The organism is Coleofasciculus sp. E1-EBD-02, from assembly GCF_040218245.1.
In the GTDB taxonomy this organism is placed as follows: domain Bacteria; phylum Cyanobacteriota; class Cyanobacteriia; order Cyanobacteriales; family Coleofasciculaceae; genus Coleofasciculus.
In genome coordinates this window covers 161,388-178,095 of the sequence record NZ_JAVJQN010000040.1, presented here as the reverse complement: position 1 = coordinate 178,095, position 16,708 = coordinate 161,388, and the positions used below count along the sequence as shown (strand labels likewise).

The window sequence follows — 16,708 nt, the reverse complement described above, 5'->3', positions numbered from 1 at the left end:
GATATCAATTGGTACATCTGGATTAATTTTAGTGGCGTGGCACACCTAATTTGATAGATTAGCTTGGGTTCGTAGTAAGGGCTTTAGCCCTATCTTTTGTTGGGCTTAGTTCCTCAACCCAACCTACAATCTATACCACCATTTTAGCTGGGTCACGCCACTAGTTTGTGCGTATCCATTCCAGGATGTCTTTGATTGACTGGCTTGGTGCGAAGTATTTTAAGGGAATGTGGTCAATGGGTTGCTCAGTGACAACACAAATCTCACGCCCGAATTTGCTTAAAGCTGTGAGAAATGCCTGGTTATAGGGATGGGTAGATGATGCGTACAAGACTAAAAAATGGCGTTTAGTGCTGTTGCGCTTGAGGGATTTCCAATACAGCTTGAGTGCTGACATCGTTTCGGGTACTGAGTCGCACTCTGGGCAGTTTTGGTCAAGCATCTCTTGATTAGTGCTTTGATGGCATCTGTATTTCCAGGATCGATTTCTCCTAACTTCTCGGCAACCCGCAACTGGGTTTCGTTATCCTTGCTGGAGTGCAACAGCTCTGTCAATGCCTTGAGTGCATCTTGATTTCCCAGATCGACTTTACCCAAAACCCATGCAACAAATAAGCGTATTTCTCTATCTTGAGTAGAGTTCAATAGGCTTGTCAGGCTGTTGATGATATCTTGGTTGCCAGCACCAATTCGCGCTAAGCTATAAGCAGCTTCGTAACGAGTCAAAAAATACTGGCTGGTAAGTAGATCAATTAAAGCCCTAATGCCAGTTGAATTGGTATCACTGATTTTTCCTAAGAATAGAGTAGCCTCCCAGCTCACCAGGTTGTCAGGAGGAAACTGTTTGGTCAAAACATCAATAACTTTAGTATGTGCTGTTTGAGCCAATACATCTAATACATTCTTTGCTTCTGTGGAAATAATATCGAAATTTTTTTGCCATTTCTGGATTTCAATATTGAAATAACCAAAGCTACACTTGAGAATTACCTCAACAATTTCATCAGCGAGGCTACAATCCCGAAACTCAGCAATCCCAACTGCTGCAAGGAAATATGCTCGATAGTGATAAAAACCGCCACATCCATCCTTAAATCTTGCCAACCTCCAGATAAACTCCTCCTTCCGCTCCTTCGCCACCTCCTCACGCCCCAGCCACAGCAAAATCACCTCTTTCCACTGCGGCTCAAAAATCCGGTATTTCTCTGAGACTGGTTTAGGATTACGGTTATCGTGGGCGCGGGGTAAGAAAAAGTCCCAATCATCGATCGCCAGCGCTGCAAAATATTCCTGAAACGTGGGATGGAAGAAAGCGTAGACAGGTTCATCTGGATTTTCGGCTGCCATACCTACATGATTAATCCAACTTACACGACAAGCTAAATCAAACAACGACTTATCAAACTTATCCAATTCCCGACGAACAACAGATTTTCGTAGCCGAAACTTAGTTGTCTCTTTATCAATCGCATTTTTCGCCAACTCCCCCAACGCTTGCTCAAGGAGTTGACGTTTATTTTCATCAAGTTCAGGTTTGTCTTTCCACTCGTAAAACGTCTCAACAAAACCTTTGTAGAGTTCAGCTTTAGTCTGTGGCAATTCTCCTTGTCGCCGTTTCCAAGTTCGACACAGCAGAGTCAACCGCAAAGGATTTTTAACCAAATCTCGAATTCGCGGTTGCGATCGCTCCAACTTTTCGATTAATTTCTCTCCTTTCGTTTGTTCGCCAGCCTTGGAAAAGAAACGGTGGATAAAATCACCAACTAAGCCAGGATAACTCAACGGTTGGATGCGATACTTCTCAAAAGCATAAAGGTTATTTTTGCCAACATCCCAAACATTTACTCGACAAGTCAGCACAATTCGCGCCTCGCTTACCCAACCCTTCAACTGCTTCTCAAGGTTAGATAGCTGCTTATCAGTTGCTGAAATTTCATCAACTCCATCTAACAGCAGCCACACTCGACCTAAATTAAACTGCTCAACAAAGTCATCCTGAATATCCTCTGGGATACGCCGCTTACCAGTAGCCTCTTCTAGCCAATCTTCTAGCAGATAGTCCTTTAAGGTTTTTTCTCCTAAGTCTGCCAACCTGACAAAAATCGGTAAGCCTCCAGTCTTCTCTGCTGCTTGAGCAATTTCCTGTAAAAGTGTTGTTTTTCCAGCCCCCGGTTCTCCAATAACTGCAATTTTTCTATCCCGATTCTTAAGGTTGTCCCCTGTTTCCAAGACTTGAGCGATAAATTGGCTGTGTTCAACAGGTGTTTCGTATTCAGTGGGGGCTTTTTTGTAGAAATTATCGGGTGATAAATCGTCCTCGTACTGGGGTTGCTGTTTGCGCTCTACCAATTCCAATGGCACGATATCATCAAGGGTTAGTTCCACACCATCCCCATGTAGCAGAGGATTAATGGATAACTCTGCCGGAAGCATTTTACGGCAACAGTCTTGCCAATTAAGTTTATCCTGTGAAGCTTCATCATGAGCCTTTGATTTCTTGTAAGTCGCCTCTAACGCTTTGGATTTAGCTGTTCTGCTACCATTCCACACTCGCTCAAACTCTTCCCGATTTCTTTGTGCGTCTGTACTCCAAAGCTTGAGCGCGAAAGACCCAATTTCTGAACCTTGTCCTTGTTTGAGGCGTCTGTCGTCCCAAATTTGGAGATTTTCTAGGCTTTTGATAACTTCGGTGAATTCATGTTTTTTTAATTGCGCCAGACTCTCAAGGAATCTCCGCCTTGTTTTCACTACAAAATTAGGTCTGCCAGTATCTTTATCAGTTTCCCACTTAATTTCAAAATTAGACGAATTCTCAGCTTGAGTCAGTAGAACTTCTATAAAGCGCCACACGCGCTCTTGCAGAACTCGTCCCTTGGTCGGTTGGCGCATGAGCGAAGTCTATATAGTTCCAAAAAAAGTTTGGGCTACCTCAAACCAAGGATCTACCCCAAACCTATTTTAACCCCGATTTCAAAAGGCTTCTAGCCATGACACAATGGCAGTTGCTTTGCTCTACGACCCCAAAGAGAGCCTTGATTCAACGACATTTCAAGGTTCTCACTATGAACAACTCTCAACCGACCCAATCGACCAATTGCACGGAAATCACAAAAAGTGACAAAAGTCAACAAAAACAACAAAAGTTTGTGCGGCGAGTCATCACTGGCGCACTCGTCGCGCAAGCCGCACTTATCGGTGTGGAAGGCAATCTTGATGTACTCTCAGGTCAGCCCGTACTAGATGTTATCCCAGGGATGATCACTCAGGGCATTGAACTGATTCTCAAAACCCAAGGTGTACAAACAAGATTGAAAACGAGCGATCGCAACTGCAACTCCTGTTCCGACTAATATCTTTAGGACTTACGCAAAAGCTCTATCTGTAGGGTGTGTTAGCGTAGCGTAACGCACCTTAACCAATATATATGGTATGGCTGTGTAAGTCCTGATCTTGCATCTTTGCCAGTAAGCCCCGACACCCGATAATCCAAGCTTTGTAGACTAAAACTCTTATCCAGTCAGCTAAAGCTGACTTTCGCTTTTAGCCTTGGGTTTAAACCCAAGGCGGTTTAATTACGGCGCCATAACGTTATCGGGAAACTGTCCAATCACATTACCCGCAGGCGTATATTGGCAAACCACATAGAAGGCATTGTACTGAGTCCCTTGAATCGTTTTAACGCCCCGTGCCGCACCACATCCTAATTGGGTGCTATTTTTCCACACCACCTGGGTAAAATGCCCTGTCTCCGGAGAAAATCCTGGATTGCTATAGTCATAGTCTGAAACCTCGTTGTACCAATTTGTAACCGCTTGGTTGGCTAAGGTAGCGGCGTCTACAGACGATGCTGTCGTGTAGGAAACATAGAGGTTTTCTCCCGCATCCGAGTTACTGTGTTCCAAAACGCCATTGCTTGCCAGATAATTCGCCCAATTTTGAGCGCTGTTGTTCAGGGAATCACTCAGGGTCATATCTGGACTATGATGAGTGTCTCGATAGGTATTGTGCTGAGACAGGGCTGTGCTACGCAATGTATCTAGGTTTATGGCAGTTTGCCCGATAACTGAGTTACTGCCGATTATCCCCAAGGGTATCATCATTGCCAAACCGAGACACATACCTTTAACGAATTGCTGCCGATTCATGGGCTACTCCCGTCTGCGGATGGAAAAAAGTTGTATATCCAAGCTAACCGATCAATTGATTGAATGTGCAGGATACGGCTCATTCAGTAGTCGTTTTTGTAGGTTGGGAAAACGCAAGGAAACCCAACTCCCTGGGTTAAATCTGTCGTCTTCAGCCAACCCCTTATCAAACAATTTCAGATAAAAATCGGACGCACAACTTTGAGAACTTCATGTTTGAGTTTAGCAAATAGGGTCATCGGTCGCGTTTCGATGGCAACATAGCCCGTCATTCCCGGTTTCATCGGATTGCTATCGTCATTGGTAATCGAAAGTCGTACTGTCCAGATGGGTTTAATTTGATTTTCATCGGATTGCAGGGCTGAGGAAATATTTTCTACCGCTGTAGTATAAGGTTGCAGTTCTCCTTGTTTGTAGAACTTAACTTGATCACCTTGAAGGATAAACTTTTCATCTTCTTGGCGAATCTTGGCAATGACGGTTAAGTCAGATAAATCAACAATTTCCATGATTTTCTGACCCGCAGGATGCCAAGTATTTTTCAGCAAGTCCAAGTCTTCGGTGATGATAGTTCCCGTTGTATCTGCAACCAAAATCAGTTGGTCTCGCCGGGATAGTTGACGCTGAACTTCTGCGGTTAATTCTTCGATTTGACGCTGACGATCCTTAACCACAAGTTGGGCGGCGTTTAGGTTTTCCTCGACGGATATTCTGGCGGCGGTGGCGGCGTTTAATTCAGCTTGGGCGAGGGTGAATTTATCGTTAAGTTCTTTGACAAAAGATTGAATTTGGGCTTGTTTTCTGCTAATTAAACTGGTCAGTTCAGCCAGTTCAGCTTTGCGGCTATAGGTATCATCTAGAAGTTCATCAACCCGAATCGCTGGAATTACAGAACTCCCCGCTTCTTGGTTCACGGCTTTAATGGTTTTCAGACGCTGCTGGCGAATTGTGAGACTGGCAGAAAGTTGGTCTTTTTTCTGGTAAAGTCCTTCAATATCCCGTTCTAATGCTTGAATTTGGGGGGTAGAATTGCCTTGGTGAATGCTAGTAAGTTCTTGTTGAACTCGATTCGCCGCTTGACGGGCATTGTCTTCTAGAACTAGCATTTCAGCATGGTTAGCCCGTAAATCTTCAACTAATCGCAAGGCGTCTTGTAAGGCGGATTGGGCTTTTCCCAGTTCAGTTTGGGCATTTGCGATCGCGCTTTCTATTTCCTGGCTTTCTAATTGTACGAGTTTATCGCCTTTGCGGACAGGTTGATTGGGTTTTACATAGATTTGTTTAATCACACCAGCTACTTTTAATGTAACATCTTGGCGGGCGTTGGAGGTAGAGGTGATATCGGCTTCTCCGCGTACTGAGTGAGGAAATTCGGGGATAAAGGTAACGTATCCGACACCTGCCATAATTGCGGTAATTAGGAGCCATTTTTTCAGGTTAACAGAGGTTCGCTTTTCCGGTTTGGGTAAAGCGGAGGAATCTGAGGCTGGTTGTACTGGGGGTTTAGGTTGTGGTGGCACAACTTTGAGTTGATTTTGGCGGGAATTAATGGAAGTGTTCATGATGAGATAATCCTCAATTGAATTTTTTGGTCGGGGCGGGTGTCATTATTATCATTTTTCACCTCACCCAGAATTAACAATAATTTAGAGGTTCTGTAGGGGCGGGTTTCACGATTATCCTTTCGTCTCTTACCCAGATGTGACTAAACCCGCCCTGACTCAACACCGCAGGAATACCAATCATTGATCGCGGGGAAAATAGAAATAAATCGCCCAGAGAACCAACAAACTCATCGCCAGAGTTGGAATATTAGCAAAACTCCAGCCTACTACTCGATAGAGAATAAATCCGAAAATAAATTGCAGATAGAGAAAACTAAACGGGGCATAAGCTGCCAGAATCCAGGCGTCGCGGGGACGTTCTTGAATCGGTTTCCGTCGCAGCAGATTGCCGTAAAACTTAAAGGAACGACTGCGTAAATTATTAATTCCCGTTAGGGCTACGGCGAGATAATAGCCATCAAATTTAGCCAGGGGATTGAGGTTAAGGGCAACGGTGAATAATGCCGCCCCCATTAATAGATAAGTGGTAGTAAATAGCCAACTCCCGGATACAGAACCATTCCATAACCAAAGCGCGATCGCGGCAATAATTAGTTGACAGAGAACCCCGGCGGCGACAACCAGAACTCGTTGATATTGTTTCACCAAACAATAGGCATCACTGGTGTTTGTATACGCCGCAGGCATAAGAAACATGAAAAATACTCCCATTTCTGAGACTTGCAGGTTCAGGTGAGGAACTTGATTGGCATAATGTTTTAGGGTGAAGGCATGACCGAGTTCGTGGAGGGATACCACAAGTAAGGCGAGGAGAATAAAGGGGAGAAGTAAGTTACTACCTTGTGTAGTGATTAGTTTTTGTCCAATCGCTACAATTTCCTGGTGTTGGTGGAGTCCAATAATTAGGGAAACGGTTAAAAATAGACCTAATGTGAGAGCAAAATGCTTTGTCCAAATCCAGGACAGGTTATTAACATGACGGCTTAACCAAGGATCAGGATTAAACAGGGGAATGCGGAAGTATAAGAGTTGTAAGGGGGTGAATTTGCCTCGGCGGGGTTTCGGGGGTTTGGTTCCTTCTAGCATGGCGGTGGCGGCGAGTTGTTGCAGGAGAGTTCGCAGTTGGTTGGGAGGAATGTTATAGGTTTGGCAGATAGCATTGGGGGATAGGTGTTCGAGGGCGTTAATTATAGTTTTTGTCTGATTGTTGAGTTGGAGAAAGGTTCTATCTTCGGGGTTACGAAGTATCCAATAGTTGTCGGTGTGTTGAATCCATTGCAGGCTGGATTTGAGATGGGGGTGATTGGGATTTTGGTGTGAGGATGGGGTATATTTGGGCTGGTTTAGGTGGGAGGGTTCTAGGGCGAGAATGTTGAGGGTGATTAATTTTTGCAGGAGTTGTTTGACGAAATTGGGTGGGAGGGTTTCGCCGAGTTTCTGTTGAATTTGGTTGACGGTATAATGTCCGGTGAAATAACGCAGCGCTTGGGCTTCAGTGGGGGAGAATTGATGGTGATGGTGGTTATCTGGGGTGTGAAGGATGAATTGGCTGGAGTTCCGTTGTTGGCTGAGTTTCCAGTAAGTTGTTATATCGGGACAAATCCAGTTGTTATAGTCTGGTTGATTGGGGGGTGGGTGAATGGTGTTATTCATGGCTAGATCTGTAACTGTTTGTTTTTTATGCCGATTTTGGGTAGGGGCGCACTGACGTGCGCCCTTTTTCCAACGTGCGCTAAGTAGTCAGACAAAAGAAAACGGCACTATCCTAAGGTTTGACTCTATATTTATTAAAAAGGGATTTCTGGTTTTAGAACCCCCCGTTAGGTATCAAGTTCAATCGACTGATTGCTATCAAAAGGTATCAGAAGGTATCACAACCTGACACTGATAGGGTTCATTGGCGGAAATTGACCCTAACTTTCACGGGAAGTCCAGAAACCTGAGTCGGGCGAGTTTAGTTACTTAGGGGTAAGCTGTCATGCATTTGAATTTGGAATGGGTAGCGAGCAAGATGCTCGCACTACAGGGATTTCGCTATTACTAATATTAAGGTTTAAATGTCGAACAGCTTACAATCGAAAAGGTAGTAGTAAAGCAATTCTTCAATTCAGTCTGCGCGTGAAAATGTTTTTTAAGTTACGATAACCACTAATAACCCGCAAAATTTCAATTTTATCTTCATTTTCAACAATTTGATAAAAAATGATGTAGCCCATCAATGGTACACCCCGTAAACCAGAGGCAAGCTGGGAATAGGATCGCCCCAAGTATGGAAACTGTGCCAGATGCTGACATTTTTTACCAAACGCTTCCACAAAGCGATCGCCCGCATCGACACTTTGCTCTAAAAAATAATCAGAAATTGCTGATAAGTCTCTACTAGCTTCAACCGTAATGACCAAGGATTTCATACAGTGCGTTCTCTTGCTTGTTGCACTTTATTTCTAAGTTGAGCGAGTACATCTTCTGCATTTAGCACTTCGCCGCGTTGTGCCTGTTCTCGTGCTCGGTTAATTTTCTGCCGAGTTGCGTCAACCCATGCTAAATAGTCTGGGCTATCATTCCCATTGGAAAGGGCAACATCATCGATTAATAACAGCAAGGCTGTGTTGAGAGCTTCCTCTAAGGAGGGATATTGTCCATGCTTGACCAAAGCTTCAAGGACTTGGGTTTGTTCTTGACTCAAAGTAATTTGCATTTTTACCTTTGATCGGGGCAAGAGTTGAAGTATACCTCTACTGTATCGTAGTCACCCAGTTAGCGATCGCACTTCCACACCCTCAAGCTTCCATTCCTGATGACATGGGGGATCTGGGGAATGGGAAAACGCGATCGCACCCTGGGGATAGAGAAAGTGCGATCGCGTGGGAGTCCAGGTATTTGTAGGGGCGGGTTTAGCCGCTTAATTTTGATGTTTGTGATAACGTTTCAACAAAACCCGCCCTGACTCAAAATGGAGGTGTGTTTTAGGCGATCGCGCTTTTGATCAGGGATTGGCGTTAACCGGGAGGGAGAGGGCGATCGCGTGGGAGTCCAGGTATTTGTAGGGGCGGGTTTAGCCGCTTAATTTTGATGTTATTGATAACTTTTCAACAAAACCCGCCCTGACTCAAAATGGAGGTGTGTTTTAGGCGATCGCTCTTTTGATAAGGGATTGGCGCTAACCGGGAGGGAGAGGGCGATCGCTTAACTAGCTGGCTTGCAAGACTCTGATTACACAATCAGAATTGGATGTAATCACGAGGGTTCTTACTGTTATCTTTATATCCGTAGGGAGCAACACGTACCTCAAAGTGAAGATGCTCTCCAAATGATAATCCTGTCTTGCCAACATTACCGATGTGATCACCTCCCTTAACGTATTGATTAGGAGACACAGAAATACGAGAGAGGTGAGCATAGTAGGTTTTAAATCCATCTTCATGATCAATAATGACTAAATTGCCATATCCTTGATCATTCCAGCCAGCAAAAGAGACTTTTCCGCTTTTTGCCGCTTTAACAGGAGGAGTGGTTCCAGAAGTACCCAAATCAATGCCTTTATGGTAATTTGTTATCTGTTGACCATTGTGGTAATAGGTTCGCCAACCAAATTCACTTGTTACTGGATAACCTGGCAGAGGATGTTGCCAAGATGTAGGTTGTGGTTCGGGGTTAGGAGGAGGTGTAACAGGTGTTCCAGGACCCGTTGTATAACCAACAGGTAAATAGACTGACATCCCAACTTGCAGTCGCGTCGCTTCCGCCTCAGTAAATGTACTACCATCGGCTTTGGTAATTTCCCGCCAGCGACTACCATCGTTTAAGTATCGCTGGGCAATCCCCCAAAGGGTATCTCCAGACTTAATAATATACTGTTGCTGTTCACCCGGACTGGCGGGAGGTTCATTGAGCGAATTGTCGGGGCTACCATTAACAATCGCGGCTGAAATCCACTCATTGCTTCCCTGTATTTTGTACCATTTGTCTGTTGCAGTTCCTAAGCTAGGAAATGAAATAAACTCACCCGTCGCGACTTGATCAAAGGTAACTCTTTCACCATAGTTTCGGGTTCCCACAAGAGAATTACCCGTACTCGGTCCAGAGCGAACATTTGCGCCAATGGTGGCAATGATTCGACCTGTAAAGGAAGTGGGAGTATTATTATCTCCAGGGTTCTCGCTAGGTGGTGGAGCAGGTGCAGAAACTTCCTGGGGAATCTGAATGGTACTACCTGTAGAGATAAAATTGGGGTTAGCAATACCATTGTGTTGTGCAATGAAATTGTAATAAGTGGCAGAACCATTCCCCATTGTCCGGAGAGCAATTTCCGAGAGCGTATCACCGGATTGAATGGTATAAGGAACCCAGTCATAGTATTTACCCATAAAGGGAGTCGATGCTGCCCGTTCCCCTGGTGTAAATTGTCCTTCTCCACTCCAACTTTCAGGAATGAGACTGGAGGGAGCATAATGAGTTTCTGGCTGCGTAGCCTTCGCCAGATTGACAGCCGCCGCCATGTTCAACAACCCTGTACCCGTTTCTGAGTTCCAGTTGGGTGTGCCTAAATCTGTTGCTGTATCCTTGAGAATATCAATCACTTGACGATAACTCAGTTCAGGATTCGCCGCCCAAATTTGCGATGCGGCTCCCGTCACATTGGCAGTTGCTACCGAGGTTCCCGCCATTGTTCCTACACCTTCATCCGTCAATGATAGGGTGGGATTGTCAATTGTCCCCCCGTTAGCCATAATGTCTAAACCATTACCGTAGCTCGAATAATTACTCCGCTCAAATCCTTGCCAAACTGATGTATTCGGGTCAAACTGTTCGGCTGCACCAACCGTAATAATATTGTCAAACTCCTGAGAAGCCTGTCCTAATACCGACATCACGCCGCCATCATTCCCCGCCGCCACCACCAGCATGACATTATTTTGACGGGCATACTCAATCGCCGCCCGTTCCATTGGGGTAAACTCATAACGAGTGGTAACATTTCCATCCGCATCAATTTGGGTTAAATCCATACTCAAGTTAACCACAGCATTGGGTTGTCCCGATTCTTGAGCCGCATCAACAAATTCCACTAATGATTCTGCCCACTTGCCAGAACCAACAGCACGTCCAACCCAAATTGGCGCATCATCATTAATCCCTTCAACGCCAATATCATTATCTTGAGTCGCCCCAATAGTACCTAATACATGGGTGCCATGTTCATTCCCCTCATCTGTGGTTAATAGAGGGTTATCATCGCCATCAATCCGGTCTTGCCCTAAACTGATTCGGCTATAGTCAATATCAGGATTATTGTCACTGAAACCTGTATCAATAATGCCGACTAACGGCTGATTTTCCTGGGGAAACTCATACTCAATCGGTTCAGAATCTGTTGTCGGTTCGGTGATAATTTCACTGGTGTTAACGGGTTCATCGATAACAACATCCGTTGATTCATCCGTCGTGGGTTCGGTAACGATTTCACCCTCATCGATTGAACTATCATCAGTTAATAGTCCACCATCATCAGGGGTATCTGGAGTAATATAAGGTCTGGCATATTCAATCAACGCCTCACCCATATCTGTACCGCGCCAATCGTGATTGGGGTCAACCACATCATCCATCAATGCCGCGTTACCTGTCGCCCCCCGCACTTGGAAAACAACATCGTTATAATCCTGGTCATTCCAATCAGCATCTACCCGCAAGTCTTCCATAACAAACGTGCTACCATCGCCCGTGACATCGGCTATTTGTCCCGTATGAAACGCATCTTCTGGATTCGCCGTTGCCATGGAAAATAGAGGACGGATTGTACCCCCCGCATCCGGGTTATCAAATACTTGCTGCACTGTACCATTGGGTACTAGCATTACGCCAAATTCATCTCCTGGACGCATTTGGACTGTTTTTACACCCAAATAGTCGCCAGCATTGTTATCCGCTTCTCCAAGTTCACCGGAAAAGCGTGCGCCTTCTGTTTGATCCGCAATGGCAATATGACCTAATTCTGAATCACTCAATGCACGAGAGGCGGCTTCTTGGATGAATTCCTCTGAACCGGGTTCAAATTCATTCATGCCATCTAAACTAAAGATAGCTAATTCTCCCTGATAGCTACCCCCATCAAAGAGGAAATCAATACTCACCTCCCCAGTTTCGCCGACGGTGAATGTGCCAGACTCAAAGGTAGGATTGATAAAGGGAATGTTTTCGAGTTGATCCGTTAACAGTGGTGTCTCTGGCGTCGTTTCGGCACTGCTATCAGCGGTATCTTCCGGGGTTACATCGACATCCCCATCCGCATTGCTAGAAGTTTGACTTTCCCCGTCTGAGATATCCCACTCCTCACCCAATTCTGGGAGTTCGGGGGTATCAATATCCATTGTCGCTAAGTCGGGTGTCTCATCAATGCCATCCACCAAACCACTGGGGGTGTACATGGGTTCGAGGATAAACGCCTGTAGCAATACTGGGGACTTGTCATCGAGGGATTGGTGATGGGGTGGTGATTTTGAGCCGAATAAACCATTCCAAAAACTCGTCAGCCATCGGAAAACACCATTGTGCGATCGCGCCTTGGTGCTGGATGCTGGAGACGGTACCGTGGCTGTCTGTTTGCTTGTCGCTACATCTAAACGCTTCATAGAATTATTGTCCTTTGCGGTGAAATCCTTCTGTTTACCTGTCATTTACTGGGTCTATCTTTTTTGTCTATAGGCAGTTTTTTTTACAAAACTTCACACTAAGACCCAAAAAATTTGAGGATTCGACAAAAAATTTCCAATTCTCAGGGATAACTAAGAGTAGGGACAGGTTTGCATCGAAAAAGAGTTCAGTTTATTTCTAGTTCCCAACTTCGGGGACGGAGTGTAACCTATTATGGCTAACCTACAAATGCTCAATGAAACAGTCTTACCTATGCCAATTACCCGCAAAGCCATTCAGACGGCTGAACAATTTGCGGCGGCAATTCCCAATCCGCAAAAATCTGAACAGGTTTATTTGAATACCCTGGCAGTACAGGCGGTGCATGACTATTTACAATTAATGGGAATTGACACCAATTTGCAGCAAAGCGATAGCTGGAATCCCGTGGTGCGGATGTGTGAGGATGTGGCTGATTTGATGGTGACGGGATTGGGAAAATTGGAATGTCGCCCGGTTCTCTCAGAAATAATTAAAGACTTGGAGACACCGATTCAATCCTCCACTGTGCCACTCTGCCCGATTCCCCTAGAAGTGCAGGATGAACGCATTGGTTATGTTGTCGTAGACATTAATCAACAGACCAAAAAAGCCACGCTGCTGGGATTTACTAAAACGGCGGGAACGGGTGAATTATTCTGGCATCAACTGGAATCCGTGGATGCTTTATTAGACCATCTGGACAGTCTGACACAACCCCAAGTTCGCCTGAGTCAGTGGTTAGAAAATGTCTTTGAAACCAATTGGCAAGATGCAACATCCCTACTCGAAACAACCACCAATCCTGCATCCCCCCAGCGCCAGGATTCTCGGTTGAATTTGGGTCAATGGTTTGGGCAGATTTTTGATCAGGGATGGCAGGCGATTGAACAGGTATTTGGGGCTAAACCTAATCTCCAACCTCAATTTCGCGGCGGGTTAGCCTCGACAACTCCTAGAGGAGAACGGGGACTGCAATTGCTGCCAGAAGCCGATGTGATGCGGGCAAAGTTGCTGGATTTGGGGCTACAGTTGGGAACTAAAATGATTGCCCTGCTGGTGGCATTAACCCAAGAAACGGATGGCAGAATTAGTTTGGTTGTGCAAGTTTATCCGGCAATGGGGGAGGCGTATTTATCTCCTCACCTGAAACTCATTTTACAGTCTGATCCGGGAGAGGTTCTCCAGGAAGTGGAATCGAGAGGTCAAGATATCTGTATTCAATTGCGACCGTTTAAAGTTGAACCTGGAACCCATTTTAGTTTACAACTAATTCTGGGTGACGTGAGTATTACTGAATCCTTTGTTGTCTGATTGTTGCCCCCATTACCGCTATGAGTGAGTTAGTCGTCTTAAATTTAGGACAAGGGGATTTTAATCAGGGATTTCCTTCAGTTACGGCACGGTTGGGACAACCGGGAAATCTGGGGATGCAAATGAGTGGTTCGTTGCCGCCAGCACCGGAAATTCCGCAACTGTACACCAATTGGCGGCTCCTTTATCAGTTACTTTATCGCCAGAATAAACGTTCCCCTATCGAAGTTGCTCCCTCTGGGATTACCAATATTTCTGATGGGGCGTTTGGTGAGATTACTCAGCGGTTAGAAACCAGTATTAATGGGTGGTTGGCGGCGGCGGGATTTCAGGGGATTGAGTCGCAACTGAGAACTCAATTAAGTCCGAGTCAACAGATTCAGATTATTGTTGAAAGTGATAATGATCAGGTATGGCGACTCCCTTGGCATCTCTGGAGTTTGGCAAAACAGGATTTCCCTTATGCTGAAGTTTGTTTGAGTAGTTCTAACTATCCAGCCCCAATTCGGCAACGGTTTAAGCCTGCGGGTGCGGCGGTAAAATTGCTAGTGATTCTGGGGAATAGTCGCGGAATTAATGTTAAGAAAGATTGGCGTCTGCTGCGACAGTTACCGGGGGTAGAGGCGAAGTTGTTGGTGGAACCGGAACGAGAAGAATTGAATGATCAACTGTGGCAAGCAGGGTGGGATATTTTAGTCTTTGCTGGACATAGTGTGAGTGATGAGAATGCTCAAAATGGACGGATTTTTATTAATCAAAATACACAGCATAATAGTTTAACCATTTATGAGTTACAAGAAGCCCTGAGTCGGGCAATTGAGCGGGGATTACAGTTGGTTATTTTTAACTCCTGTGATGGGTTGGGATTGGTGCGAGATTTAGCCGCCGCCCGAATTCCTTTACCGCCAACCATTGCCATGCGGGAACCTGTTGTTGATGCTGTGGCTCAAGCGTTTTTACAGTATTTTTTGCGCGAATTTGCTTGGGGAGAACCCTTGCATTTAGCAGTAAGACAGGCGCGGCAACGATTGAAAGGGTTAGAGGATCGATTTCCGGGGGCGAGTTGGTTGCCTGTGATTTGCCAGCATCCGGCGGTAATACCCCTAACGTTGCCGGAATTGCGGGGTTCTGGGCAGTTGCCGAGTCAGGTTTCTGGTGCTGCTATTACTCCTAGATTCCGATTATTCCGTCCGGCTTTAAACGGGTTAATTAAGTTTAGCCCAATCCTGGTATTTGGCTGTATCAGTAGCTATGTTTTAGCCGGGGATTGGATAGCAAAGTCTCTAGATCAATTCGGCGTGGAAAAGCACAAAAACGGGCAGCTTTGGCAAGCTCAAATTTACTACCGCACCGCTACTTGGTTTAATCCTAGTTATGCCATTCCTCACTATAATTTAGCCTATCTCTGTGATAAAGACCTAAATGATGTGAATTGTGCCTTTCAAGGATACCAACAGGCAGCGCTACGGGGACTGCCGGAAGGCTATGCTCAAGTGGCTCGTTTGCAGATTATTGATGATAACCATAGAGAAGCGTTATCGGCGATTCATCAATGTTTACAATTGACGGACTATGATGCCGTCAAAGCCGCCTGCTTAAAAAATTTAGGTTGGATATTATTAAAGGAAGAGAATTTAATCGCGGCGGAAAAAAATCTGCGCCAAGCGATTGAATTAGAAGTCGATAGCCCGCATTCCCACTGTCTCTTGGCTCAAGTTTTAGACGCTAAGGGGAGAGAACAAGAGGCGCTGACAGCCTGGAAGAATACGCTGAAGTATTCACAACATCGGGTTCCGGAACAACATGACTGTATTAGTTGGGCAAACCAACGTGTAGAAACCGGGGGAAATTGATGAAATCTCAACAGTTTATGGCAATGAGTCTGAGTTTACTGGCGATGATTGGGTTAACAGCGCCACGTTGGAAAATGGGCATCGCTTTAGCCACATCCCGGAGACTTGCCAATGGACAAATTATTCAAATTCAAGGTGAGGTACAGATAGAGCGATCGCATGGTAGTATCTTATCCCCAAGTCCGGGAACCTATCTGTATCCTGGAGATCAACTGTTGACAACCAACGGGGCGCAAGTTTTGGTGTACTGTGCGGATTCAACTCCATGGTTGGTATCGGCGGGGGAACAGCAGTTGAATCGCTGCGCCAGGGAAACTGAAGAGGATAAATGTAACAGTAATTTGGTGGATTGTCCCGATCGCGGTGATAAAATTGCTTGGAGTAATGCGCCTATCCCTTACCTGATCAGTCCCCGTCGCACGGCGTTACTGACTCAGCAACCGACGCTACGCTGGAATCCGGTACCGGGGGCGACGAGTTACACCGTCACGGTAGAAGGGGTGACGCCGAAGGGTGAGGTGGTGGCAAATTGGACAACTGAGGTAAGTGAGACGCAAGTGGCTTATCCGGGGGAGTCACCGCTGAATCCTGGTGTTGAATATTTAGCCATCATCCAAGCTAACCCAGGGGCGTCATCCTTAGACGAACCGTCTCGACCGGGAGGACTTCATTTTACTGTACTCGATCCCGCTCAAGCTGAGATTGTTCGCGACAAAGCCGCCGAAATTAGCCAACAAGACTGGGAAGACTCAGCCAAAGCCCTAGCACAGGTTCAGCTATATGCAGAGAACCACCTGATTGCCGCTGCGATCGCGCTTTTGGAAGAGTTAGTGGCTAGTGGGGTGGAATCAGCCCCGATTTATCGCCGTTTAGGGGAACTCTATTTAGATGAGTTGGCGCTAGTTCCCCAAGCTAATACTTACTATACCAAAGCGGTGGCGTTAGTCAATCCAAATGATTTAGAAGAACAAGCCGCCGGATTAGAGGGGTTGGCACAAACCCAGTTGGCATTAGATCAAAACGATGCCGCGATTCGTTCGTTTAATTTGGCTTTGGATGTCTATCAACGGTTAGGAGATGGGGAACGGGTGAAACAGTTAGAAACCATGTTGGAGGACTTAATCAATGAATGATAATTTTCACATCATAAACTTGTAGA

General features: G+C 45.6%; 13 protein-coding genes. 5 read left to right on the top strand and 8 right to left on the bottom strand.

Features of this window, described 5'->3' with window-relative positions; translation table 11 throughout:
• Positions 1-160: 160 nt before the first annotated feature.
• Positions 161-397, bottom strand: a complete 237-nt coding sequence (locus RIC07_RS07870) for an NACHT C-terminal alpha/beta 1 domain-containing protein (RefSeq protein ID WP_446394030.1) — start codon at positions 395-397, stop codon at positions 161-163.
• A complete protein-coding gene (locus RIC07_RS07865) occupies positions 334-2,889 on the bottom strand; it encodes a HEAT repeat domain-containing protein (protein WP_446394029.1) in 2,556 nt (851 codons plus the stop codon). Before RIC07_RS07865 ends, RIC07_RS07870 begins: the two co-directional genes overlap by 64 nt.
• Before the next feature lie 173 nt (positions 2,890-3,062).
• On the opposite strand from RIC07_RS07865, the gene RIC07_RS07860 reads away from it, so the two are divergent.
• Positions 3,063-3,350, top strand: a complete 288-nt coding sequence (locus tag RIC07_RS07860) for a hypothetical protein (RefSeq protein ID WP_446394028.1) — start codon at positions 3,063-3,065, stop codon at positions 3,348-3,350.
• 222 nt (positions 3,351-3,572) lie between these two features.
• On the opposite strand, the gene RIC07_RS07855 is transcribed toward RIC07_RS07860, so the two are convergent.
• From RIC07_RS07855 to RIC07_RS07835, 5 genes are all read right to left on the bottom strand, one after another.
• Positions 3,573-4,145 (bottom strand): CAP family protein, encoded by a 573-nt coding sequence (locus RIC07_RS07855; RefSeq protein WP_446394027.1) that lies wholly within the window; start codon positions 4,143-4,145, stop codon positions 3,573-3,575.
• Positions 4,146-4,321: 176 nt separating this feature from the next.
• Complete coding sequence (locus RIC07_RS07850; RefSeq protein WP_446394026.1) at positions 4,322-5,707, bottom strand: HlyD family secretion protein; 1,386 nt, start codon at positions 5,705-5,707, stop codon at positions 4,322-4,324.
• Between the two features lie 180 nt (positions 5,708-5,887).
• A complete protein-coding gene (locus RIC07_RS07845; RefSeq protein WP_446394025.1) occupies positions 5,888-7,363 on the bottom strand; it encodes a hypothetical protein in 1,476 nt (491 codons plus the stop codon).
• A 449-nt stretch (positions 7,364-7,812) separates the two neighbouring features.
• Complete coding sequence (locus tag RIC07_RS07840) at positions 7,813-8,121, bottom strand: type II toxin-antitoxin system RelE/ParE family toxin (protein WP_446338947.1); 309 nt, start codon at positions 8,119-8,121, stop codon at positions 7,813-7,815.
• Complete coding sequence (locus tag RIC07_RS07835; protein WP_446338948.1) at positions 8,118-8,408, bottom strand: hypothetical protein; 291 nt, start codon at positions 8,406-8,408, stop codon at positions 8,118-8,120. Before RIC07_RS07835 ends, RIC07_RS07840 begins: the two co-directional genes overlap by 4 nt.
• An 8-nt stretch (positions 8,409-8,416) precedes the next feature.
• Here RIC07_RS07835 and RIC07_RS07830 point away from each other — a divergent pair, with 8 nt between their 5' ends.
• Entirely contained in the window at positions 8,417-8,596 is a 180-nt protein-coding gene (locus tag RIC07_RS07830; RefSeq protein WP_446394024.1) for a hypothetical protein, read from the top strand.
• A gap of 335 nt (positions 8,597-8,931) precedes the next feature.
• Here RIC07_RS07830 and RIC07_RS07825 read toward each other — a convergent pair whose 3' ends face one another.
• A complete protein-coding gene (locus RIC07_RS07825) occupies positions 8,932-12,342 on the bottom strand; it encodes a S8 family serine peptidase (protein WP_446394023.1) in 3,411 nt (1,136 codons plus the stop codon).
• 235 nt (positions 12,343-12,577) lie between these two features.
• Between RIC07_RS07825 and RIC07_RS07820 the strand changes: the two genes are divergently transcribed.
• From RIC07_RS07820 to RIC07_RS07810, 3 genes are read left to right on the top strand one after another with little or no spacing between them, the layout of a single operon-like run.
• Complete coding sequence (locus RIC07_RS07820; RefSeq protein WP_446394022.1) at positions 12,578-13,696, top strand: DUF1822 family protein; 1,119 nt, start codon at positions 12,578-12,580, stop codon at positions 13,694-13,696.
• A 20-nt stretch (positions 13,697-13,716) separates the two neighbouring features.
• A complete protein-coding gene (locus tag RIC07_RS07815; RefSeq protein ID WP_446394021.1) occupies positions 13,717-15,549 on the top strand; it encodes a CHAT domain-containing tetratricopeptide repeat protein in 1,833 nt (610 codons plus the stop codon).
• The gene (locus RIC07_RS07810) at positions 15,549-16,682 is read left to right on the top strand and encodes a hypothetical protein (protein ID WP_446394020.1); all 1,134 of its coding nucleotides are present in this window, start codon (positions 15,549-15,551) and stop codon (positions 16,680-16,682) included. The genes RIC07_RS07815 and RIC07_RS07810 overlap by 1 nt, the downstream gene beginning before the upstream one ends.
• Positions 16,683-16,708 lie beyond the last annotated feature (26 nt).

Bases quoted from the DNA above. Each gene is read 5' to 3' on its own strand.
- RIC07_RS07870 (WP_446394030.1), bottom strand. From the start codon at position 397: ATGTCAGCACTCAAGCTGTATTGGAAATCCCTCAAGCGCAACAGCACT.
- RIC07_RS07865 (WP_446394029.1), bottom strand. From the start codon at position 2,889: ATGCGCCAACCGACCAAGGGACGAGTTCTGCAAGAGCGCGTGTGGCGC.
- RIC07_RS07860 (WP_446394028.1), top strand. From the start codon at position 3,063: ATGAACAACTCTCAACCGACCCAATCGACCAATTGCACGGAAATCACA.
- RIC07_RS07855 (WP_446394027.1), bottom strand. From the start codon at position 4,145: ATGAATCGGCAGCAATTCGTTAAAGGTATGTGTCTCGGTTTGGCAATG.
- RIC07_RS07850 (WP_446394026.1), bottom strand. From the start codon at position 5,707: ATGAACACTTCCATTAATTCCCGCCAAAATCAACTCAAAGTTGTGCCA.
- RIC07_RS07845 (WP_446394025.1), bottom strand. From the start codon at position 7,363: ATGAATAACACCATTCACCCACCCCCCAATCAACCAGACTATAACAAC.
- RIC07_RS07840 (WP_446338947.1), bottom strand. From the start codon at position 8,121: ATGAAATCCTTGGTCATTACGGTTGAAGCTAGTAGAGACTTATCAGCA.
- RIC07_RS07835 (WP_446338948.1), bottom strand. From the start codon at position 8,408: ATGCAAATTACTTTGAGTCAAGAACAAACCCAAGTCCTTGAAGCTTTG.
- RIC07_RS07825 (WP_446394023.1), bottom strand. From the start codon at position 12,342: ATGAAGCGTTTAGATGTAGCGACAAGCAAACAGACAGCCACGGTACCG.
- RIC07_RS07820 (WP_446394022.1), top strand. From the start codon at position 12,578: ATGGCTAACCTACAAATGCTCAATGAAACAGTCTTACCTATGCCAATT.
- RIC07_RS07815 (WP_446394021.1), top strand. From the start codon at position 13,717: ATGAGTGAGTTAGTCGTCTTAAATTTAGGACAAGGGGATTTTAATCAG.
- RIC07_RS07810 (WP_446394020.1), top strand. From the start codon at position 15,549: ATGAAATCTCAACAGTTTATGGCAATGAGTCTGAGTTTACTGGCGATG.